Consider the following 22,192-nt stretch of genomic DNA (forward strand, 5'->3'; position numbering starts at 1 on the left):
CCACAGGTTTACGGACGGGTAGCCACCCCCTTGGCGGTTACGGCGGATGCGCGACGGGAAGTGCTTGCTGTGGTCGAGGCCGTGGCGCCTTGTCGGCCCACCCGAGGGGGGAATTTCCCATGCAGAGCCTGAAACTCACCGGACGTACCGAACCGGATCCCGTCGATCCCGTCGAGGACACCGCTCACGACGCCTACGACATGCTCGAGATGTACCGGGTGATCTGCCCGGACTGCGTGCAGCCGATCGCGCTGCTGGCGGACGAGGACGTGCTGCCGGAGCACGCGCTGTGCCCGACTCCGTGGAACCCGTTCGTGCTGACCGTCTGTGCCGGTACGGGCCGCGCGGCGTCGCAGACGCGGCCCGCCGACGATTCGCTCGACGTCCAGGAGCAGGAGACGGCCCTGCTGCTGACGCTCCCTCAAGGGCTCGACTGGAGAATGCAGCCGTTCTCGCACGCCGGCGGCCCGGGCTCGCGCCCGCTGCGGGTGCCGCAGATGCGGCGCGACGCCGCCTGAGAGGGCCGCTCCGGCCCCGCGCGAGGCCGCCCGGACCCCGTCCGGGCTCGTCCCGCACGAATTGCGCCGCACCACGACGGCCCGGTCGGCGTGGTGCCCGCTCCCCCGGAGGCTCCGCCGCCGGGGACCCGGCGAACGGGCTCTCGAATCGGCCCGGCAGTGACCAGGGCCCGCCCCGCACCGTTGGCCAGGCATGACCCTGCTGCATTCAACGGCCGGTCCCGGTCGTCGCCGTCTCACCGCTCCGACCGCCGAAGAATCGGTTCCGCAGCCCGGTTCGCAGCCGGTGCCGCAGCCCGCGCCGCCCCGGTCGACGCCGCGTCCGGTGCCGCACTCCACCGATCCACCCATCTACCGGGCCCTGCTGCGTCGTTGGGAGAGTGCCGGACGGACCCTGCCGGGCCGCCACGACCAGGAGTGGAACCGGATCATGGCGACGCCCGTGTGGTCGGAGCGGCCGCTGCGGATCAGTGCGTCTCAGGACCTGCGAGGTGGCGCGCGATGACCATCCGCTGGATCTGGTTGGTCCCCTCGACGATCTGCAGCACCTTGGCCTCGCGCATCAGCCGCTCGACGGGGAAGTCGAGGGTGTAGCCGTAGCCACCGAGGACCTGGACGGCGTCGATGGTGACCCGCATGGCCGCGTCCGTGCAGAACAGCTTGGCCATGGCCGCCTGGCGCGAGAAGGGCTTGCCCTCGTCACGCAGCCGGGCCGCCTCCAGGTAGAGCGCCCGGCCCGCCTCGATCTGGGTGGCCATGTCGGCGAGCATGAAGCGCAGGCCCTGGAAGTCCGCGATGGGCCGCCCGAACTGCCGGCGGCCGGTGGCGTAGGCGACGGCCTCGCTCAGGGCGGCCTGGGCGACGCCGATCGCGCAGGCGGCGATGCCCAGGCGTCCGGAGTCGAGTGCGGACAGGGCGATCGCGAAGCCCTGGCCCTCCTCGCCGATCCGGCGCGCGTCGGCGACCCGTACGCCGTCGAAGTTCAACTGGGCGGTGGGCGAACCCTTCATGCCCATCTTTTTCTCGGGGGCGGCCGCGTTCAGCCCCTCGGCGTCGCCGGGGACCAGGAAGGCCGTGATGCCGCGGGCGCCCTCGACACCGGTGCGGGCCAGGACCGTGTAGAAGTCGGCGATGCCGCCGTGGGTAATCCACGCCTTGGTGCCGGTGATGACCCAGTCGTCGCCGTCCCGTACGGCCTTCGTGCGCAGCGAGGCGGCATCGGAGCCCGAGGCGGGCTCGGAGAGGCAGTAGGCGCCCAGCAGGCCCCCTCCGAGCATCGCCGGGAGGTGTTCGGCCTGCTGCTCCTTGGTGCCGAATCCGGCGAGGGCGTGGCAGGCGAGGGAGTGGACGCTGACACCGAGACCGACGGTGAGCCGGACGGCCGCGAGTTCTTCGAGGACCTGGAGGTAGACCTCGTACGGCTGGTCGCCGCCGCCGTGGGCGGAGTCGTAGGGCAGTCCGAGCAGTCCGGACTCCGAGAGCAGCGTGAAGACTTCACGCGGGAACCGGCCCGCGTCCTCCTCCTCGGCTGCTCGTGGCGCGATCTCTCGCTGGGCGATGTCGCGGACGAGTGCGATGAGTTGCCTGGACTCCTCGGTGGGTAGACGGCGTTCCACCAATTGCGGGGCACGGTCGGACATGACGGCGCTCTCCTCCCTGTCGGGCGTTGCGACGGTCGCGCGCGCGGGGTGTGGACGGCGCCGCCGGGGGGACTTCCGGGCAGGGCCCGGAAGAGCACTTACTACGCAGCCGTTGCCCGCCTCTCGGATTACGAGAGCTGCCGGCCAGCGGCTGCGGCGGCTTGAGTATGCCCGATCGGACGATATCCGTCACGGGGTGACGGAGCGACTCGGGGACGGGCGGGGCAATCACCGGAATTGGTCCGAACCATTGACCCAACTGGTCTAGTCCATCTACGGCTCCCTTCGAGTCGTCCTTTTCGCGTTCATGCCAAGTTTGCGAACGGCCGGCAGTACGCCCCCCACTCGCGAGTTCCCTCCCCCACGAGGAGACAAGATGTCTGGACCGCATCGCTCCCGCGCCCGTTTCCGGGCGCTCGCCGCAGCCGCCTGTACCGCCGCCCTCGGAGCCGCCCTGCTGGGCGTCGCGGGCACCGCGTCGGCCGGCGCGGCCCCCACCACCACGCGGGCCGCGGCCCTCGCAACCGACGTGGCCGCCCCCACAGCGGCCGGCGACAAGGTGGTCGGGTACTTCACCAACTGGGGTGTCTACCAGCGCAATTACCACGTCGAGAACATCGAGACCTCGGGCTCGGCCGACAAGCTCACGCACATCAACTACGCCTTCGGCAACGTCACCGGCGGCAAGTGCGCGATCGGCGACTCGTACGCCGACTACGACAAGGCGTACACGGCCGACCAGTCGGTCGACGGCGTGGCGGACACCTGGGACCAGGACCTGCGCGGCAACTTCAACCAGCTGCGCAAGCTGAAGAAGCTGCACCCGGACCTCAAGGTCATCTGGTCGTTCGGCGGCTGGACCTGGTCCGGTGGCTTCGGTGAGGCGGCGAAGAACCCGGCCGCGTTCGCCGAGTCCTGCTACAACCTGGTGGAGGACCCCCGTTGGGCCGATGTCTTCGACGGCATCGACATCGACTGGGAGTACCCCAACGCCTGCGGCCTGACCTGCGACACCAGCGGACGTGACGCCTACGGCCACCTGCTGGCGGCGCTGCGCTCCACGTTCGGCGCCGACAACCTGGTCACCTCGGCGATCTCCGCCGACGGCTCCGACGGCGGCAAGCTCGACGCCGTCGACTACGGCGGCGCGGCGAAGTACGTCGACTGGTACAACCCGATGACGTACGACTTCTTCGGCGCCTGGGACGTGAAGGGCCCGACCGCCCCGCACTCCCCGCTGACCTCCTACGAAGGCATCCCGAAGGACGGCTTCAACAGCGAAGCGGCCATCAACAAGCTGAAGGCGCAGGGTGTCCCGGCCTCGAAGCTGCTGCTCGGCATCGGCTTCTACGGCCGCGGCTGGACCGGCGTCACCCAGGACGCGCCCGGCGGCGCCGCCACGGGAGCGGCCCCCGGCACGTACGAAGCGGGCATCGAGGACTACAAGGTCCTGAAGAACAGCTGCCCCGCGACCGGCACCGTCGCCGGTACGGCGTACGCGCGCTGCGGCACCAACTGGTGGAGCTACGACACCCCGGCCACCATCGCCACCAAGATGAACTACAAGAACCAGCAGGGACTGGGCGGCACCTTCTTCTGGGAGCTCAGCGGTGACACCACCGACGGCGAACTGATCAAGGCGATCAACTAGTCCCGGCCGGCCGTGACCGGTCGCGGCCGGTCACGATCAGTCACGGCAGCGGGATCGGGGCGGCGGGCCAACTGGCCCTCCGCCCCGTTTCGTTCCTGCCTTGCTACCGACGTACCGCCACCGTGCCTACCGTGCGGCCTCTTGGTCGTTTGAGTTGAGCGCCTGGACGAGTTGCTCGACGGTGGGTGACCCGGCCAGTCCGTCCGGCGTCGCGTAGACGCGACAGGTCAGTCCGTAAGTGCCGGCTGTGGGCGGGAAAAGGTCGTTGCCGTCGACTCGGATCGTGGGTGATCCGGTGAAGTGCTGGGCTTGGGCGTCCTGGTCCGTCTCGACGGCGCGGAGGTTCACGCTCTGGCCCGGGCGTCCGACCAGCGTGAGTGCTTCGGTGAGCCGTTCTTCGGCGGTGTGCAGATTCGGGCAGCCGTCGAAGTAGAGCAGTTGGATTTCCATATGCCCATGATGCGCCGGCGGTGCCGGTTCACGGTTTCGTGATCATTGGCCGGGAGAGGCGCTGGGCCGGGGTTTCCCGCCCAGCGCCTTACGTGGGCGGCTGCTGAGTTCGGCCGCGACGGCGTCCAGGTGCTCGCGGGTCTGTCGGAACAGGCCGGTGCTCTTGAGGGGCCGTACTGCCGGAGCAGGCCGTTCGTGTTCTCGTTCGAGCCGCGCCGCCAGGGGCCCGCGGGATTGCAGAAGTGGACCGGCATGTTCGCCGCGGTGGAAAAGAGCTGGTGGCCGGCCTTTCGACGAGTTCGGCGCAGTGGAGCCGGGTGAACTAATCCGCGCTGCTCGGCGAGACACTCACCGGCGGGCACCGACGCACCGTCGCGTACGCGCGACGAGACCGCCGCTGACGCGCCTGCTTCAGGCCGCTCCCGGCCCCCGCGCGGGCTCGGCCCGGGCGATGAGGAGGGCGGTGTCGTCGTGGTCGTCCGGGTGGCGCAGGGCGTGCAGGAGCAGGTCGCAGGTCGCTTCCAGAGGCCGGTCCGGCTGGCCGAGGAGGCCGAGGAGGGTGGCCAGGCGTGCGTCGATGGCCTGGTCGCGGGTTTCGACCAGGCCATCGGTGTACAGGACGAGCTTGTCACCGGGGTCCAGGGCGATGCACGTGGTGCGGAAGGGAACCCCACCGACGCCGAGGGGCACGCCGGTGGGCAGGTCGAGCAGTTCGGGGGCCCGGCCGGGACGTACCAGGACGGGGGGCAGATGTCCGGCGAGGGCGATGCGGCAGTGCGCGCGGTGCGGATCGTGGACGACGTACACGCACGTGGCGATGGCCTGATCGAGGCCGATTGAGCTGCGGTCCAGGTGATGCAGGACCCGGCTGGGGTCGAGGTCGAGGTCGGCAAGTGCGCGGGTGGCACTGCTCAGTTGCCCCATGGTGGCAGCGGCGGGGATGCCACTGCCCATGACGTCTCCGACGACCAGGGCGGTCTTGTCGCCGGGAAGAGGGATGACGTCGAACCAGTCGCCGCCGACCTCGCGGGCGGCCTCCGCCGGCTGGTAGCGGTAGGCGATCTCCAGCCCCGGCCGGTGCGGCGGGTGCTGGGGCAACAGGCTGCGCTGGAGGGTGAGAGCGGCGTCGCGTTCCCGCTGGTACCAGCGTGCGTTGTCGATCGACACGGCGGCCCGGACGGCCAGTTCGCTGGCCAGGATGAGGTCGTCGTCGTCGAAGGGGAGCGGGTTGCGGAAGCGTTTGAGGTCCAGGGCACCGAGGACTTCGCCCCGCGCGATGAGCGGCACCACGAGGTAGGAGTGGAGCCCGGCGCGGGCCAGGGCGGTGGCGGCTTCGGGACACCGGGCGATCCGCCGCAGATCTCCGCCGTCCACGTGCGGGACGAGGATCGGGTTGCTGGTGGTGACGCACTGGGTGACCAGGCGGTCGGCGCCGTAGTCGGCGATGTCCCCGGTGGGGTCGGCGGCACGGACGGCTTCGGTGGGGCAGGCCGCCTTCATGGCGAGCGCCCGGAACCGGGCGTGCCCCTGCAGCGGGGACGGTGAGGTGCTGCGGCTGTTCAGGGCGGTATCGAGGATGTCGACCGTGGCGACGTCGGCCAGGTCGGGCACGACAATGCCGGCGAGCTCGTGGGCGGTCCGGTGGAGATCGAGGGTGGTGCCGATGAGTACGGAGGCGTCGGCGAGGAGGGCGAGGCGCCGGCGCGCATGGTGTGCCTCGGCGGCCATGCGGTGCCGGTCGGTGACGTCCACGATGGACCCGGCCACTCCCAGCACCTTGCCGACCGGATCCTCCAGCCGGTAATACGAAGCCGACCAGGCACGCTCGTGATCCGGATCGGCGGCGGTGCGTCCGACGACCTCCAGGTCCAGGATCGGGACGCCGGTGTCCAGGACCTGGCGCATCGAGGAATCGATGGCTTCGGTGTCCAGGAACGGCAGGACATCGTGGGTGCGCCGGCCGATCAGCTCGTCGGCGGGCAGGCCGTCCATACGTTCCAGCGCCGGGTTGACCGCGGCGAACCGCAGTTCGGTGTCCATGACCACCAAGCCGATCGGGGACTGCGACACCAGTCCCGCGGACAGGGCCAGGTCCCGTTCGACCCTCCGCAAGGTGGTCCGCTCTGAAGCCAGTCCCAGGGCGTACAGGCCCTTCCGGTCATCCATCAGCCGCATATTGCGGAACTCCACCAGCTTCGTGCCGCCGTCCCTGCGCCGAATGGGAAAGATCCCGGCCCAGCTGCCATTGCCCCCCATGACCTGGGCGAACAGGTCCATGACCTGTTCCAGGTGCTCTTCGTGGACCAGGAGCCGGCCCGCGAACCGGCCCAGGGCCTCGTCGGAGGTGTAACCGAAGATCGCCTCGGCCTGCGGGCTCCACAGCACGATCCGCCCGTCCTCGTCCAGGACGACGGCGGCAACGCCCAGCACGTCGAGCAGCCCGCCGGGTGCGGACGAAGCAGGCCCTGCCGGGCCGGGCCCCACCCGGGATGGTTCGGAGGCACTCATCCCGGACTCCCTTCCGCCCACCGCGGCGGCTCGATGTCCCGACTCGGACCCACGCTGTCGTGCCCTGCGTGCGCCCCGGAGCCCCTCCATCGTCTCCCAGCACCGGTCGCCCCCGCATCCCCCGGAGTGATCGTCCGCGGCACGGCGGGGGCCGGCGCGCGGCGGGGGCCGGCCAGGAATTCGCACAAGACATGAGGCGAGACGGTCGATGACGCCCCGGCGACTCGGACCGCCTGAACACCATCCGTACGACGTGCGGCACTCAGGGTCCACCGTGACCTCGACGCGCGGCATGTCCGTTCACGGGGGTGTCCCCCGGCTCGGGCGTTGCTCGGTCAAGGCCACGGCGGACCGGTACGGCCATCTCCCCCAGGACGGCCCGGAACGCTGCCCTCAGGTCGTTGCGTCCACACGCCGTCAGGTCGTCACGCCGTCGTGGCGGCCGTCGCGCCGCGCCTTGTTCACAGCAGGCCGAGCGACTTCAGGGCCCGGCGCTGACCCGGTGTCGGCGCGGCGGGCCAGTAGACGTAGCAGACACCACCCGTACCGCTTCTGACCTTGCCGTTCGCGTCGTAGCGCTTGGTGCGGAGCCAGATGGTCTCCCACTCCTCGCGCTTGTAGACGCGCCGCACGGCCTCGTTGTTCGGCGAGGCCGGGTCGTTCGCGATCACGTCGCCGTCCGCGGTGAACCCGATCACGGTCATCAGATGGCCCGAGGTTCCGTATCCCGCGCCGGTCAGCTCCTCCTTGAGGAAGGACTGCGACGTTATGACCGGGATACCTGCCCGGATCAGCGTCTCCAGGTCCGTCAGCGAGCCGAGCCGGGTCACGGCCGCGCTCATGTCGTCGTACGTCGCGGCGTACGCGGCGTTGAACGGCCAGTTGCCGCAGCCCTCGTACTGGTAGTCGTAGGTGAACCGGGCCGCGTGGCAGACCTGCGGGTCGGCCAGGCCGGGCTCGACCCAGGCGAGCTCCTCGGCGGAGGGCCTGCGTCCCCAGTACTCGATGATCATCTGCGAGGAGGTGGGGCTGCACCAGGCCTCGCCGCCGTTGTCGTACTCCGGGTACTGCCCCGCGTGGACGTTCTGCGAGTAGCGCGGCACCGGAAGTTCCCGGGCGAGGCCAGGGGTGCTGGCGGACACGGTGAAGCGGTCCGGTATGTCGGACGCCATCGCGCCGAGCCGCCACACCGTGGGCGAGAGACGGGTGCCCGGGGCGCGGTGGAGGGTGAGCCGCAGCCGGTACGAGACCAGCCGCAGGCCGCTCGCCGCGTCGTCCACCGAGAAGGTGTCGGTCCAGATGGAGCTCTTGCCGTCGGTCTGGTCGTCGACGGACGTCCGGCGGATGTCGCCGTCGCCCGCGGCCCACCGGCCCATCACGTACCAGGGCGTCCAGGTGGCGTCCGAGTAGCGGCCCTGGAGCTCGATCTGGATCCAGGTGCCCGCGGGGGTGTCGGCGTTCCACGAGGCGATCACCTCGGTCGCCGGGACCGCGGACCGGTGGACCTGCGAGGTCCAGGTCGCGTACTCCCAGGCGGCGGTCCTCCCGGTGTGCGGATCGGTGTAGTCGGCACTCCCCTCGGCGTGACCGATCACCAGACCGGGGCGGCGGCCCGCGACGGCGCGCGTCCCGGCGCCGGAGCCGCTGCGCCAGTCGGTGAACGTGTTCCAGGAGTGGTTGTCCACGAGGGAAGCGGCCGCCGAGGAGGGGGCGGGCGGGCCGACGGTGGGCTGGGCCGCGGTGGGAACGGCGGCGGTCGCGGAGCCGGCGGACGACACCGTACCGGCGGTGGCCGCTACCGCGAGCGCGGCGGTCAGCACGGTTCTGCGTGAGGTCGGTCTGTTCATGGGCGAGACCCCCGGACGTAAGCGGAATGGTGCTTGCAGGTGCACGACAGTGCGCCAACTATTGCGGGTCGTAGCCGGATTCGGCCAGTGGTTCGACTCGCGTCGGCAAACCAATATTGGTCTGGTCCACTGGCGTGACCTGCGCTTGCTTCGGACGGGCTCGTAGGCTGGGGCGCATGAACGACCTCTCGCTCCTCGCCGCGCGGCTGCACACCCTGGCGCCGTCCTGCGGACCGGTGCGGCTGATCTCCGTCGACGGCCACGCCGGATCGGGGAAGAGCACCTTCGCGTCCCGCCTCGCCGCCGCGCTCGACGGCGCCCCCGTACTGCGTCTGGACGATCTGGCCACCCATGAGTCCTTCTTCGCCTGGGTGGACCGGCTGCGGGAGCAGGTGATCGGACCGCTGTCGCGCGGGCAGTGCGCTTATTACGCGCCGTACGACTGGACCGCGCGGGCGTTCGCGGCGCCGCGCGCCCTGGAACCCGCGCCGGTGGTCCTGATCGAGGGGGTCGGTGCGGGCCGCCGGGCGCTGCGGCCCCATCTGGCGCGGCTGCTGTGGATGGATCTCGGTGCGACGGAGTCCTGGGAGCGGGGGCGCCGCCGGGACGGACCGGCCCTTTCGGCCTTCTGGGACGAGTGGACGGCGGCCGAGGCGGTGCATTTCTCGGCCGATCCCTCGCGCCCCCGCGCGAACACTCTGGTACGGCAGTTGCCAGTGGGGTACGAGTGGCTGGAGGGACCCGGCGCGGCAGCAGGAGCGAACCATTCCGTCACGGAACGTGAGCGCATTGCGCCACCGAGCTGAGTGGTGAGAAAACGTCCCGGAAGTACCCCAACTCTGCTTGACCCGAGGGCGGTACAGGTCTTACGTTCTCAATGTGCGGCTTTTCGGAGCCCCCGCGGACACGAAGCCCCCGGTTGTTCCCCCGTGATCGGGGGCTTCGTTCTGCCTTCGCGCGACCTTTCCCCCGCAGACACACCGCATTCCGCCTACCCTCGGTAACGGTCTTCCTTCTGCCTGCGGCGCTCTTAGTCGCACACTCCCTGCGCAGGTACGATGCCTCTCGGTGCGGTCAATTCCCGTCCGTGGCACAGTGATTCAGCGCGCCTCGGCGGGCAGGTCGTGCGGCGGGACATCCTGGGGGCACGGTTTGTGGGGGACCAGATGGACATCGGCACGCAGGGCGCACAGGCCCCGGCCGACCTCGCCTGGCTACGCGGCGTGGACGCCTACACCATGGGCGCCTACCCACAGGCCGAAGAGGAGTTCAGAGCCGCGGTACGGATCGATCCCGGCATGGCGGACGGCTGGCTCGGCCTCCACGCGCTGCGGGTCGACACGACGACGGCTCTGCTGCACATGTACCGCCATCGCGAACGCTTCGGCGAGCAGCGCACCCGCCATCGACGCACGCTCAACTCCTGGTACTGGCTGGGCTGGTGGGTGCAGCCGGTGCTGGAGAGCCCGCGTGATCTGCTTCTCGCGCACGCCTCGCACTGGCTGGACGGGCGCCATGTCCCCGAGCTGGACCGCGCGCTGGCCGGCCTGCCGCCGGTGGACGCGGACCCGCAGGTCCGCTTCCTGCACGCCTGCCGCTCCTATCTCGTCAAGGACTGGGAGCAGCTCGTCCGCAACACCGAGCAGTTGATCGACGATCCGCTGCTCGGCATCGAGGCGGGGCTGTTCGGCGGGATGGCGCGGGTGCGGCTGGAGATGTACGGGCAGGCCGAGCCACTGCTCTCCACCGCGCTGATGCGCTGCCGCAGCGAACAGCCACAGCGCAAGGAGCTGCGCTACTGGCTGGCCCGCGCGCACGAGGGCACCGGCCGCAGCGCCGCCGCCCTGCCGCTCTACAGGGCAGTGCACCGGATCGACCCGGCTTTCATGGACACCTCGGCCCGGCTCGCCGCGATCGCGGACTACGACGGTCTCGAAGGCACCGACGAGGCCGCCGGTCTGACCGCCGTCTCCCTGGCCGGCCTGGGTACGGACGCCGTGGCGGAGGCGCAGCCGGACGGGGACGCGCTGCTCGGCACCGACGTGGTGGACGGCCGGGAGCTGCGGCCGGGCAGCGAGGCCCCGGGGCTCGTGGGCCTCGGGGGGCCGCCACCGCCCGACGGCGCGCGCCGGAAGACGGCGGTGCCCGGCCAGCCGCCGTCCCCCTTTCCTGCCGGGCCCAGCGATCCGGTGCTGCTCGCCGAGGCGCTGGCGGAGCTGGAGCGGATGGTCGGTCTGGAGCCCGTCAAGCGCCAGGTCAAGGCGTTGTCCGCACAGTTGAACATGGCGCGGTTGCGGGCCGGTCAGGGGCTTCCCGTGCAGCCACCGAAACGCCATTTCGTCTTCTCGGGCCCTTCCGGTACCGGCAAGACCACCGTGGCCCGCATCCTGGGCCGGGTCTTCTACGCCCTCGGTCTGCTCGGCGGCGACCATCTCGTGGAGGCCCAACGGGCGGATCTGGTGGGCGAGTTCCTCGGTCAGACCGCCGTCAAGGCCAATGAGCTGATCGACTCGGCGCTCGGCGGGGTGCTGTTCGTCGACGAGGCGTACAGCCTCTCCAACACCGGCTACAGCAAGGGCGACGCGTACGGCGACGAGGCGCTCCAGGTCCTCCTCAAGCGCGCGGAGGACAACCGGAACCATCTCGTCGTGATCCTCGCGGGCTATCCGGAAGGCATGGACCGGTTGCTGGCCACCAATCCGGGGCTCTCCTCCCGCTTCACCACCCGGGTGGACTTCCCGAGCTACCGGCCGCTGGAGCTCACCTCGATCGGTGAGGTGCTCGCCGCGGAGACCGGCGACGCGTGGGACGAGGAGTCCCTGGAGGAGCTGCGCTCCATCAGCGCTCATGTCGTCGACCAGGGCTGGATCGACGAGCTGGGCAACGGGAGGTTCCTGCGCACCCTGTACGAGAAGAGCTGTGCCTACCGCGATCTGCGGCTCTCCGGTTACGCGGCTCTGCCGAGCCGGGACGATCTGGCCACGCTGCGGCTGCCGGATCTGATGCAGGCGTACGGCGAGGTGCTGTCCGGCCGGGGGCCGGTGGACCGGGGGCCACAGGAACCGCCGGGGTTGTGAGGGGGCCACAGGGGCCGGGCAGCCGTTGTCCTCGATCGCCGGACGGGCTGAGGAATGGAGATTCAGCCCGTCCGGCGGCCGGGATTCAGTGGACCGACGCGGTGAGTTCGCCGGTGCCGGTCGTCGTGTCCGCCGTCCGGCGCGGTACGGAGACCCGGTGGGCCGGATCGCGCACCTCACCGACGAGCATCTCCAGGACGTCCTCCATGGCGACCAGGCCGAGGATCCGGCCCGACGCGTCGGCGACCTGCGCCAGATGCGTCGCCGCGCGGCGCATCACGGTCAGGGCGTCGTCCAGGGGGAGTTCGGCCCGCACGGTGGCCATCGGGCGCCAGACGTGCTGGGGGACGGCCCGTTCGCCGTCGTCCAGGTCCAGGACGTCCTTGACGTGCAGATAGCCCATGAACGGACCGCCGCCCTCCGCGCACACGGGAAAGCGTGAGTAGCCGGTGCGTACGGTCAGCTGCTCGATCCGGTGGGGGGTGACGGAGGGGTCCACCGTCACCAGTGAGGCCCGGCTGAGCAGCACATCGGTGACGGGCCTGCTGCCCAGCTCCAGTGCGTCCTCCAGCCGCTCCTGGGCCTCCGGCTCCAGCAGCCCGGCCTGGCCGGAGTCCTCGACGAGCCGGTTGAGCTGCTCGCTGGTGAAGACGGCCTCCACCTCATCCTTCGGCTCGACGCCGAAGAGCCGGAGCACCAGCCGGGCGCAGGCGCCCAATGCGGAGGTGACCGGGCGGCACAGACGGGCGAAGCCCACGAGGCCGGGGCTGAGCCAGAGTGCGGTCTTCTCCGGCGCCGCCATCGCGAGGTTCTTCGGGACCATTTCGCCGATGACGAGATGGAGGAAGACCACGAAGACCAGCGCCAGGAAGTAGCCGAGCGGATGGATGAGCCCCTCGGGCAGGTGGACCGCGTGGAAGACCGGCTCCAGCAGCTGGGCGACGGTCGGTTCGGCGACGGCGCCGAGGGTCAGCGAGCAGACGGTGATACCGAACTGGGCGGCGGCCATCATCTGCGGCAGGTTCTCCAGTCCGTACAGCACCTGGCGGGCCCGGCCCGACCCGGCCGCCGCGAGGGGTTCGACCTGGCTGCGCCGTACGGAGACGAGGGCGAACTCGGCACCGACGAAGAAGCCGTTCGCCAGCACGAGGAGTCCGGCGAAGATCAGCTGGACCAGGCTCATCGCACGGCCTCCAGGGCGTCCTGGGTCAGCGGGACCGGGGTAAGGGGGTCGGTCGCCTCGGCCGTGCGTACGAAGCGGACCTTCTCGGCCCGGTAGTGACCCACCTGGCGTACGGAGATCCGCCAGCCGGGCAGTTCGGCCCGGTCACCGGGGGCCGGGATACGCCCCAGCAGATCGGCGACGAGCCCGGCCACGGTCTCGTACGGGCCGTCGGGGACGTCGAGCCCTATCCGGCGCAGGGTCAGGACCCGGCAGCTGCCCTCGGCGTCCCAGGCCGGACGGCCGTCCTCCGGAGCGGCGGGGGCCAGCTCGGGCCGGTCGGCGCCCTCGGCGTCGTGCTCGTCCCTGACCTCCCCGACGAGTTCCTCGATGATGTCCTCAAGGGTGACGACTCCGGCGGTGCCGCCGTACTCGTCGACCACGACGGCGATCGGCTGCTCGTTGCGCAGCCGCTGGAGCAGCTGTTCGACGGGCAGGGTCTCCGGCACCAGCAGCGGCGGTACGGCGATCCGGCCGGCCGGGGTGCGCAGCCGCTCCTGGGCGGGCACGGCGAGGGCGTCCTTGAGGTAAATCATGCCGACGACCTCGTCGATGCGCTCCCGGTAGACCGGGAAGCGGGAGAGGCCGGTGGCGCGGGTGAGGTTGAGGACGTCCTGCGCGGTCGCCGAGGTCTGCAGGGCGCTGACCTTCAGCCGTGGGGTCATGACGTGCTGGGCGGTGAGCCCGGCGAGGGACAGGGTCCGTACGAAGAGGTCCGCGGTGTCCTGTTCGAGGGTGCCGGCCTCGGCCGAGTGCCGGGCCAGGGAGACCAGTTCCCCCGGGGTGCGGGCGGAGGCCAGCTCGTCGGTGGGTTCGACGCCGAGCAGCCGTACGAGCCGGTTGGCGACGGTGTTCAGCAGGCTGATCACCGGTCGAAGAGCGGCGGAGAAACGGTGCTGGGGGCCGGCGACGAAGCGAGCGACCTGGAGCGGCCGGGAGACCGCCCAGTTCTTGGGCACGAGTTCGCCGATGACCATCTGGACGGCGGAGGCCACCATCATCCCGATGACCACGCTGACGCCGGGAACGGCGCCGTCGGGCAGCCCGGTCAAGGTGAGGGGGCCGTCCAGCAGCTGGGCGAGTGCCGGTTCGGCGAGCATGCCGACGACCAGCGAGGTGATGGTGATGCCCAGCTGGGTGCCGGAGAGCTGGAAGGAGAGTTCGCGCAGGGCTTCGACGACGGTGCGGGCCCGCCGGTCGCCCTCGGCGGCGGCGCGCTCGGCGTCCGGCCGCTCGACCGTGACGAGCCCGAACTCGGCTGCCACGAAGAATCCGTTGGCGAGGATGAGAAGGAATGCCGCGCTCAGAAGCAGCAGGGGGATGGTCATGCCGCCGCCTCCGGGGAGGGGGCGGCGCAGGTACTACCGGACGATCCGTCCATTGCTGGAAGGAGTCACTCCTTGGGTCGCAGGAAAGCCCCGCCGGTCTCGTGGACCTCTCGTGCGGGGCGGGGCACGCACAGGGCGCCGCCGCCCTCCAGAGTAATCAAGAAGAGGCCGTACGGGGCAGGGGGCTCAGCCGTTGTCCGTACCGGTGCCGTGGTTCTCGGCCAGGGCGCGGAGCGCATGGGCGTCGCGGATGGCCTGCTGCTTGTCGATTCCCGGCTGGATGCCGAGGGCGGGCATGCTGGTCCCGTCGCTCAGGTCGAGGAAGACCCAGGGATCGCCGACACGCAGGTTGACGCGGAGAATCTCTGCCCAGGACAGTCGGCGCGTCCGGGTGAGATTGACCACGGTCACCCCGTCCTCGTTCGCGACGATCTTCGGGCGGCTGAGCAGCGCGAGCACGCCGAAGAACAGCAGCGCGGTGAAGACGAAGCTGGACCGCTCCCCCGGGCTCAGCTGCTCCAGGGTCAGGGCGATGACGGTGATGACGACGAACATCGCCGCCCCCACGGTCAGCAGGACCACCCGGGTTCGGGTCGGCCGGAAGGTGACCGGGAGGGTGGGGAGTTCGGACCGGGGCGCGGGGGCGGACATGGTGTTCTTCTGTCTTCCGGGTGGTCGCCCGGCCGTCAGAGGCGGCAGGCGTGGATGGCGGTGGTGAGGATGGCGCGGGCGCCGAGGTCGTACAGATCGTCCATGATCCGCTGGGCCTCGCGGGCGGCGACCATGGAGCGGACGGCGACCCAGCCCTCGTGGTGCAGCGGGGAGATGGTCGGCGACTCCAGGCCCGGGGTGAGGGCGACCGCGCGCTCCAGGTGCTCGACGCGGCAGTCGTAGTCCATCATCACGTAGGAGCGGGCGACCAGGACGCCCTGGAGGCGGCGGAGGAACTGCTGCACCTTGGGGTCGTCGTCCGGTGCGCCGGTGCGGCGGATGACGACGGCTTCCGACGTCATGATCGGCTCGCCGATGACTTCGAGTCCGGCGTTGCGCAGGCTGGTGCCGGTCTCCACGACGTCGGCGATGATCTGGGCGACGCCGAGCTCGATGGCGGTCTCGACCGCGCCGTCGAGGTGGACGACGGAAGCGTTGACGCCGAGGTCGGCGAGGTGCTTGGCGACGATGCCCTCGTAGGAGGTGGCGATCGTCCTGCCGTCGAAGTCCTGCGGGCCCTGGGCCGTGCCGGGCTTGGTGGCGTAGCGGAAGGTGGAGCGGGCGAAGCCGAGCTGGAGGATCTCCTCGGCGTCGGCACCGGAGTCCAGCAGCAGGTCGCGGCCGGTGATGCCGATGTCGAGGCGGCCGGAGCTGACGTAGATCGCGATGTCGCGGGGGCGCAGGTAGAAGAACTCGACCTCGTTCTCGGGGTCGACGAGGACGAGCTCCTTGGACTCCTTGCGCTGCTGGTAGCCGGCCTCATGGAGCATCGCCATCGCAGGCCCGGAGAGTGAACCCTTGTTGGGAACGGCGATGCGCAGCATGAGGTCAGGTTTCCTTTGCGAGGAGGGAGTCCGGTGCGGTGTGCGGATGTGCGTGGTGCGGAGGTCGTGCTCAGAGATGGGCGTAGACGTCGTCGAGGGAGATTCCGCGGGCGACCATCATCACCTGGACGTGGTACAGCAGCTGGGAGATCTCCTCGGCGGCGGCGTCCTTGCTCTCGTGCTCGGCGGCCATCCAGACTTCGGCGGCCTCCTCGACGACCTTCTTGCCGATGGCATGGACGCCCTTGTCCACCAGCTCGGCGGTGCGGGAGGTGGAGGGATCGCCGTCGGCGGCCTTGAGCTGCAGCTCGGCGAAGAGCTCTTCGAAGGTTTTGTTCGCCATGATGGTCCTTAGACTACGGGGTCCGGGACCTCCGATCAGCGCCAGGGCTCGCTGACGGTGCGCAGCGTCGCGGCGGTGGCGACGGCCGCGGTGACCGCTTCGTGTCCCTTGTCCTCGTTGGAGCCTTCCAGTCCTGCCCGGTCGAGGGCCTGCTCCTCGGTGTCGCAGGTGAGTACGCCGAAGCCGACCGGGACTCCGGTGTCGACGGCGACCTGGGTGAGGCCGTTGGTGACGCCGTGGGACACGTACTCGAAGTGCGGGGTGCCGCCGCGGATGATCACGCCGAGGGCGACGATCGCGTCGTAGCCGCGGCCGGCGAGGACCTTGGCGACGACCGGGAGCTCGAAGCTGCCGGGCACCCGGAGCAGGGTCGGCTCGTCGATGCCCAGCTCGTGCAGGGCGCGCAGGGCACCGTCGACGAGTCCGTCCATGATCTTCTCGTGCCACTGCGCGGCGACGACCGCCACGCGCAGGTCGCCGCAGTTGCGTACGGACAGTTCGGGTGCGCCCTTGCCGCTCATGTTTCTCCTACCGCTCGTTTCGTGATCGTTCACTGGTTGCCGCAGGTCGACGCCGTGGCGGCGTCGAGCCAGGGCAGGTCGTGCCCCATGCGGTCGCGCTTGGTGCGCAGGTAGCGCAGATTGTGTTCGCCGGCCTGGACGGGCATCGGTTCGCGGCCGGTGACGGCCAGACCGTGCCGCACGACCGCGGCCGTCTTGTCGGGGTTGTTGGTCATCAGCCGCAGGCTCCGGACGCCGAGGTCCTTGAGGATCTGGGCACCCGCCGCGTAGTCCCGGGCGTCGGCGGGCAGGCCGAGTTCCAGGTTGGCGTCGAGGGTGTCGCTGCCGCGTTCCTGGAGTTCGTAGGCGCGCAGCTTGGACAGCAGGCCGATGCCCCGGCCCTCGTGGCCGCGCAGATAGACGACGACGCCGCGGCCCTCCTCGGTGATCCGGCGCATGGAGGCATGGAGCTGGGGCCCGCAGTCGCAGCGCTGCGACTGGAAGATGTCGCCGGTCAGGCACTCGGAGTGGATCCGTACCAGGATGTCGTCGCCGCCGCCGACGTCGCCGTGGACGAGCGCGACATGCTCGACGCCGTCGGCCGTGGAGCGGTAGCCGTACGCGGTGAACGCGCCGAAGCCCGTCGGCAGCCGTACCTCGGCCTCGCGGCGGACGGTCGGTTCCGAGGAGCGGCGGTAGGCGATCAGGTCCTCGATGGAGATGATCGTGAGGCCGTGCTTGCGGGCGAACGGGACGAGCTGCGGCAGCCGCAGCATCACGCCGTCCTCGCCGGCGATCTCGACGATCGCTCCGGCGGGCCGCAGTCCGGCGAGCCGGGCGAGGTCGACGGCGGCCTCGGTGTGGCCGTTGCGGACCAGCACACCGCCGGAGCGGGCGCGGAGCGGGAAGATGTGGCCGGGCCGTACGAAGTCGCCGGGGCCCGCCTCGCCGCCCGCCAGCAGCCGGAGCGTGGCGGCCCGGTCTGCGGCGGAGATGCCGGTGCTCACGCCGTGCGCCGCCGAGGCGTCGACGGAGACGGTGAACGCCGTACGCATCGACTCGGTGTTGTGGGCGACCATCTGCGGCAGTTCGAGCCGTTCCAGCTCGTCGTTCTCCATGGGTGCGCAGATCAGGCCGCGGCACTCGCTCATCATGAACGCGACGATCTCGGGGGTGGCCTTCTCGGCCGCGATGACGAGGTCGCCCTCGTTCTCCCGGTCCTCGTCGTCGACGACCACGACGGGCCGTCCGGCGGCGATGTCGCGGATCGCCTGCTCGATGGGGTCGAGCGTGAGGTCCTCGACGACGCTCTCGTGTTCCCGGTGCAACCAGGCGGGCTGGGCAGTCATGCCGTGGCTCCTTCCAGAGCGGGTGTCCGCGAACGCAGCCACCAGTCGCGCATGCCCCACAGGACGAGGGCGCCGTACACGACGTAGATGAGACCGGAGAAGGCGAGGCCGCTGTGGAAGTTCAGCGGTACGCCGACCAGGTCGACCAGCAGCCAGGCGAACCAGAACTCGACCATGCCGCGGGCCTGGGCGAGCATCGCGACGAGTGTCCCGGCGAATATGTACGCGTCCGCCCACGGGCTCCAGGAGAGCGAGGGGAACGCGGTGAACAGGCCGCCGACCGCGAGGGTGCCGACTGCGGCGCCGCCCAGCAGGTAGCCGCGCTCGCGCCAGGTGGCGAACCGTACGGCGATGGAGCCGTCCTGGGCCTGCCGCCTGCCCCGGGTCCACTGCTGCCAGCCCCAGACGGCCACGGCGATGACGACGAGCTGCTTGCCGACGCTGCCCGCCTGGTGCACGGAGACGTTGGCGGCGACCAGGACGACGCCGGACAGGAGCTGGGCGGGCCAGGTCCAGATCGAGCGGAGCCAGCCCAGGGTCAGCGCGATCAGACCGACGGTGTTGCCGATCATGTCGGACCAGATGATGTGCTGTCCGAAGACGGTGAACGCCTCCGAGTTCAGCCAGTTCAGCGCCGTCACTTCACCGGCTCCTCGGGGTCCCGGGCGGTGTCGCCGAGCAGCCGCTCGACGTACTTCGCGATGACGTCCACCTCCAGGTTGACCGGGTCGCCGGGCTTCTTGATGCCGAGGGTGGTCAGGGCGAGGGTGGTGGGGATGAGGCTGAGGGTGAAGTAGTCGGGTCCCGCGTCCACCACGGTCAGGCTGACGCCGTCGACGGTGATCGACCCCTTCTCCACCACATAGCGGGTCAGGTCCGCCGGGAGGGAGATCTTCACGATCTCCCAGTTCTCGGAGATCGTGCGCTCGACGATGCGGCCGGTGCCGTCGACGTGGCCCTGGACGATGTGGCCGCCGAGCCGGCCGCCGAGCGCCATGGGGCGTTCCAGGTTGACCCGGGAGCCGGTCTCCAGGGCGCCGAGGCTGGACCGGTTCAGGGTCTCGGCCATCACGTCGGCGGTGAACTCGCCCTCGCCCAGGTCGACGACGGTGAGGCAGACGCCGTTGACGGCGATGGAGTCGCCGTGCTTCGCGCCTTCGGTGACCACGGGACCGCGCAGGCGGAAGCGGGAGGCGTCGCCGAGCTTCTCGACGGCGGTGACTTCACCCAGTTCTTCGACAATTCCGGTGAACACTCAGATTCCCTTCCGGGCAGGGCCGGGTACGGCGGTGATACGCAGATCGGGGCCGATACGGACGGTCTCGGTGACATCGAGGCGCAACGCCTCGGCGATGGTGGTGATTCCGGCGTCGGCGAGGGCCGCGGGGCCGGCGCCGAGGAGCACGGGGGCGAGATAGCCGACGACCTTGTCGACTGTTCCCGCGGCGACGAAGGCCCCGGCCAGGGTCGGGCCGCCTTCGAGGAGTACGGAGCGAACGCCCCGCCCGTACAGGGCGCTGAGCAGAGCGGTGATGTCCAGGCCGGGGCCGGTGGCGGCGCGCGGCAGCCGCAGTACGGCTTCTTCGGGGAGGTGGTCGGCGTCGGCGTCGGCGGCGACGGCGATCAGCGTGGGCGCGGTGTCGTCGAGGACGCGGGCGCCGGGGCGCACGGCGGCGGCGCCGGTGTCCACGACCACCCGCAGGGGCTGTACGGCGCTTTCGATGCCCCGTACGCCGAGCTGCGGGTCGTCGGTACGGGCGGTGCCGGAACCGACCACGACGGCGTCGGCCTCGGCGCGCAGCCGGTGGACGTCGGCGCGGGACTCGGGCGAGGTGATCCAGCGGCTGGTGGCGTCGGCGGCCGCGATCCGGCCGTCGAGGGTCGCCGCGTACTTCCACAGGACGTACGGGCGGCCCAGGCGCACCGAGGTCAGCCAGGCCGCGTTGCCCGCCACGGCCTCGTCGGCGAGGAGCCCCTGCTCGGCCTTGATCCCGGCCGCGCGCAGGGTGTCGGCACCGCCGGTGGCCTGCGGGTTCGGGTCGCCGACCGCGTAGACGACCCGGGCGACACCGGCCTCGATGAGGGCCTGGGCGCAGGGGCCGGTGCGGCCGGTGTGGTTACAGGGCTCGAGGGTGACGTAGGCGGTGCCGCCACGGGCGCGGTCGCCCGCGCCGCGCAAGGCGTGGATCTCGGCGTGCGGCCCACCGGCGCGCCGGTGGAAGCCCTCGCCGGCCGGTTGGCCCGCGGCGTCGAGGATGACGCAACCGACGACCGGATTGGGGCTGCTGGAGCCGAGACCGCGGGCGGCGAGCGCGATCGCTCGGCGCATGGCGGTGATGTCGGCTGCGGTGTCCACCGGGTCCTCCTGCCTCTTCGGGCACGGACTCCGGGGCCTGTCGACAACGACAGATGAAGCGGGAACGCAACAGGGGAACGCCGAAAGCCGGAACAAACGGATGGATCGGTTGCCCGAAAACCATCCGCCGACGGCGGCGTACCCGTGAAACGGCCCGCCGCGCACTGCCTCCCATCCGGACTTTAACCGTCGGTCCAGGAATCCCACCTGGTCAACCGGCCGCTGGATGCGGACGGGTCGCGGACTATAACCGCCGGTTCGGAATTGCACCGACCCCGGAGTGCGCTGCTGCTGGTACCCGATCAGTGTGCCATGCCCACCGATGGGCCATATGGGTGAGTACTTGTGGGGTGGCTCACAAGGACCCCGGGCCGGGGCCGGAAAACCACGTGGTGGACGAAGGGCAAGACGCCCGGCTCCACCGGTGACCGGGGTGTCCGGCAGGACCTCGGGGCCTGCTGCCCCCTCCTCCGACCGCTCGGCGGTGACCGGTTCGCCCCCGGTCGCCGCCGGGCCCGGCCATGCTCAGCCGACCGGAGTGAACAGCTCGTCCTGAGCCGCCTCCCGGGCCGCGAGCAGCGCGCCGCGGAGCACCGCGGCGCCACCCAGCCACCCGGCCCTGACCTCCGTACGCAAGGGGGACATCGTGGTGAGCCGCTCCTCGACCCGGGCCGCGAGCGCGTCGCCACCCGCGTGGCCGACCTCGCCCGCGAGCAGCACACAGCCCGGGTCGAGGACCGAGGCGATGGCGGCGGCACCCAGCGCGAGACGTCCGGCGAGGGCGTCCAGGAACGCCTCGCTGTCCCCCTCCCCCGCCAGGGCGGCCCGTACCGCGAACGCAGCACCCGGCTCCTTGTCCCCGTCGGCAGTGTCCGCAGGCACCACGATGCCGTGGGTGCCGGCCAGTTCGCAGACCGGGGCAGAACCCACCAAGGAGTGAAACCCGCCGTCGCAGTTGACGGCCGAGGGGGTACCGGCCGCGCCGGGCACCGGCAGGAAGCCGATCTCGCCCGCGCCGCCGGAGGCCCCGCGCCGGAGCTTCCCGTCCAGCATGACGGCCGCACCGACGCCGTTGCCGAGCCAGAACAGGACGAAGGTGTCACGGTCACGGGCCGCGCCGCTGCGATGTTCGGCGACGGCGGCGAGATTGGTCTCGTTCTCCACCAGCACGGTGGCGGGCAGCCGCTGCTGGAGCACCCGGACCAGCCGCCGGTGCCAGGCGGGCAGCCCGGTGGTGTCGCGCAGTTCCCCGGTGACCGGGTCGATCAGGCCGGGCGCGCCGACGCCGACGCTGTGCAGCGGGGCGGCGCCCGCCTCGCGCGCGGTGCGCTCCAGCAGCGCGGCGGCCTGTTCGGCGGCGGACTCGGTGTCGGTGTCGCTGCCGATGGGCAGGGTGGCCTCGGCGAGCGTGGCACCGAGGAGATCGGCGACGACCACGGCGACGCTGCCGGTGCGTACGTCGAGCGCGGCGAGGTGCGCGCGGTCGGCGGCGATCCCGTACAGGCGGGCGTTGGGGCCGCGGCGCTCGGCGCCCGCCTCACCGACCACCCTGATCAGACCGGCCCCCTGAAGCCGTTCGACGAGGTCGGCGACGGTGGGCCGGGAGAGGCCGGTCAGGGTCTTCAGCTGCGTGGCCGTCAACGGGCCGTCCTGCTGGAGCAGTCGCAGGGCGAGACGGTCGTTGATGGCCCGGGCGGTGCTCGGTGATGCGGGCATACCGGGATCCTTCCAGGTCACTGCCGCACGGGATGAAGGCATGGACTGAGCAGATGCACTATTTATCAGGCAGGGTTCCTGATAATTTACCTCGGCACCGTGGAGGCGGGCGCCGGGATCGCCGGCGGCAGAGGATTCCCAGGGGAGGGCAC

19 protein-coding genes, 1 pseudogene and 1 riboswitch are annotated in these 22,192 nt (G+C 71.0%); of the genes and pseudogenes, 4 read left to right on the plus strand and 16 right to left on the minus strand.

The window, feature by feature from the left end:
- Positions 1-119 precede the first annotated feature (119 nt).
- On the plus strand, positions 120-518 hold the full coding sequence (locus tag OG306_RS05900; RefSeq protein WP_266744974.1) for a hypothetical protein: 399 nt from the start codon (positions 120-122) through the stop codon (positions 516-518).
- A 467-nt stretch (positions 519-985) separates the two neighbouring features.
- Here OG306_RS05900 and OG306_RS05905 read toward each other — a convergent pair whose 3' ends face one another.
- Positions 986-2,158: an acyl-CoA dehydrogenase family protein gene (locus OG306_RS05905; RefSeq protein WP_266744975.1), complete on the minus strand. Its 1,173-nt coding sequence runs from the start codon at positions 2,156-2,158 to the stop codon at positions 986-988.
- 376 nt (positions 2,159-2,534) lie between these two features.
- On the opposite strand from OG306_RS05905, the gene OG306_RS05910 reads away from it, so the two are divergent.
- Entirely contained in the window at positions 2,535-3,809 is a 1,275-nt protein-coding gene (locus OG306_RS05910) for a glycoside hydrolase family 18 protein (protein ID WP_266744976.1), read from the plus strand.
- A gap of 126 nt (positions 3,810-3,935) precedes the next feature.
- On the opposite strand, the gene OG306_RS05915 is transcribed toward OG306_RS05910, so the two are convergent.
- The 4 genes and pseudogenes from OG306_RS05915 to OG306_RS05930 all read right to left on the minus strand — a co-directional run bounded on the left by OG306_RS05915 (position 3,936) and on the right by OG306_RS05930 (position 8,614).
- On the minus strand, positions 3,936-4,259 hold the full coding sequence (locus OG306_RS05915; protein ID WP_266744977.1) for a DF family (seleno)protein: 324 nt from the start codon (positions 4,257-4,259) through the stop codon (positions 3,936-3,938).
- A gap of 28 nt (positions 4,260-4,287) precedes the next feature.
- A pseudogene (locus tag OG306_RS05920) lies at positions 4,288-4,546 on the minus strand (transposase); the annotation flags it as partial.
- 124 nt (positions 4,547-4,670) lie between these two features.
- A complete protein-coding gene (locus OG306_RS05925) occupies positions 4,671-6,767 on the minus strand; it encodes a SpoIIE family protein phosphatase (protein WP_266744978.1) in 2,097 nt (698 codons plus the stop codon).
- A gap of 461 nt (positions 6,768-7,228) precedes the next feature.
- A complete protein-coding gene (locus OG306_RS05930; RefSeq protein ID WP_266907194.1) occupies positions 7,229-8,614 on the minus strand; it encodes a peptidase C39 family protein in 1,386 nt (461 codons plus the stop codon).
- 176 nt (positions 8,615-8,790) lie between these two features.
- Here OG306_RS05930 and OG306_RS05935 point away from each other — a divergent pair, with 176 nt between their 5' ends.
- Together OG306_RS05935 and OG306_RS05940 are read left to right on the plus strand one after the other, a co-directional pair.
- A complete protein-coding gene (locus OG306_RS05935) occupies positions 8,791-9,420 on the plus strand; it encodes a uridine kinase family protein (protein ID WP_266907192.1) in 630 nt (209 codons plus the stop codon).
- Positions 9,421-9,780: 360 nt separating this feature from the next.
- The gene (locus OG306_RS05940) at positions 9,781-11,691 is read left to right on the plus strand and encodes an AAA family ATPase (RefSeq protein ID WP_266745059.1); all 1,911 of its coding nucleotides are present in this window, start codon (positions 9,781-9,783) and stop codon (positions 11,689-11,691) included.
- An 85-nt stretch (positions 11,692-11,776) separates the two neighbouring features.
- Here the strand turns inward: OG306_RS05940 and OG306_RS05945 are convergent, their stop codons facing one another.
- From OG306_RS05945 to OG306_RS05995, 11 genes are all read right to left on the minus strand, one after another.
- Entirely contained in the window at positions 11,777-12,874 is a 1,098-nt protein-coding gene (locus tag OG306_RS05945; protein ID WP_266907190.1) for a hemolysin family protein, read from the minus strand.
- Complete coding sequence (locus OG306_RS05950) at positions 12,871-14,241, minus strand: hemolysin family protein (RefSeq protein WP_266907188.1); 1,371 nt, start codon at positions 14,239-14,241, stop codon at positions 12,871-12,873. The genes OG306_RS05945 and OG306_RS05950 overlap by 4 nt, the downstream gene beginning before the upstream one ends.
- Before the next feature lie 186 nt (positions 14,242-14,427).
- Positions 14,428-14,892 carry a PH domain-containing protein gene (locus tag OG306_RS05955; RefSeq protein ID WP_266745062.1) on the minus strand — a complete coding sequence of 155 codons (465 nt, stop codon included), beginning with the start codon at positions 14,890-14,892 and terminating at the stop codon, positions 14,428-14,430.
- 35 nt (positions 14,893-14,927) lie between these two features.
- Entirely contained in the window at positions 14,928-15,776 is an 849-nt protein-coding gene (gene hisG, locus OG306_RS05960) for an ATP phosphoribosyltransferase (protein ID WP_266745063.1), read from the minus strand.
- A gap of 70 nt (positions 15,777-15,846) precedes the next feature.
- Positions 15,847-16,119: a phosphoribosyl-ATP diphosphatase gene (locus OG306_RS05965; RefSeq protein ID WP_073739434.1), complete on the minus strand. Its 273-nt coding sequence runs from the start codon at positions 16,117-16,119 to the stop codon at positions 15,847-15,849.
- Between the two features lie 35 nt (positions 16,120-16,154).
- Positions 16,155-16,640, minus strand: a complete 486-nt coding sequence (gene ribH / locus OG306_RS05970) for a 6,7-dimethyl-8-ribityllumazine synthase (protein ID WP_266745064.1) — start codon at positions 16,638-16,640, stop codon at positions 16,155-16,157.
- A 29-nt stretch (positions 16,641-16,669) separates the two neighbouring features.
- Entirely contained in the window at positions 16,670-17,968 is a 1,299-nt protein-coding gene (locus tag OG306_RS05975; RefSeq protein ID WP_266745065.1) for a bifunctional 3,4-dihydroxy-2-butanone-4-phosphate synthase/GTP cyclohydrolase II, read from the minus strand.
- Positions 17,965-18,609, minus strand: coding sequence for a nicotinamide mononucleotide transporter family protein (locus OG306_RS05980; protein WP_266745066.1), 645 nt, complete (start codon positions 18,607-18,609; stop codon positions 17,965-17,967). Before OG306_RS05980 ends, OG306_RS05975 begins: the two co-directional genes overlap by 4 nt.
- Complete coding sequence (locus tag OG306_RS05985; RefSeq protein ID WP_266745067.1) at positions 18,606-19,223, minus strand: riboflavin synthase; 618 nt, start codon at positions 19,221-19,223, stop codon at positions 18,606-18,608. The genes OG306_RS05980 and OG306_RS05985 overlap by 4 nt, the downstream gene beginning before the upstream one ends.
- Positions 19,224-20,324, minus strand: a complete 1,101-nt coding sequence (gene ribD, locus OG306_RS05990; RefSeq protein WP_266745068.1) for a bifunctional diaminohydroxyphosphoribosylaminopyrimidine deaminase/5-amino-6-(5-phosphoribosylamino)uracil reductase RibD — start codon at positions 20,322-20,324, stop codon at positions 19,224-19,226.
- A gap of 157 nt (positions 20,325-20,481) precedes the next feature.
- A riboswitch (FMN riboswitch) is annotated at positions 20,482-20,612 on the minus strand.
- Between the two features lie 237 nt (positions 20,613-20,849).
- Positions 20,850-22,040, minus strand: a complete 1,191-nt coding sequence (locus tag OG306_RS05995; protein WP_266907186.1) for an ROK family transcriptional regulator — start codon at positions 22,038-22,040, stop codon at positions 20,850-20,852.
- Between the last annotated feature and the right edge of the window lie 152 nt (positions 22,041-22,192).

This window comes from Streptomyces sp. NBC_01241 (assembly GCF_041435435.1).
In the GTDB taxonomy this organism is placed as follows: domain Bacteria; phylum Actinomycetota; class Actinomycetes; order Streptomycetales; family Streptomycetaceae; genus Streptomyces.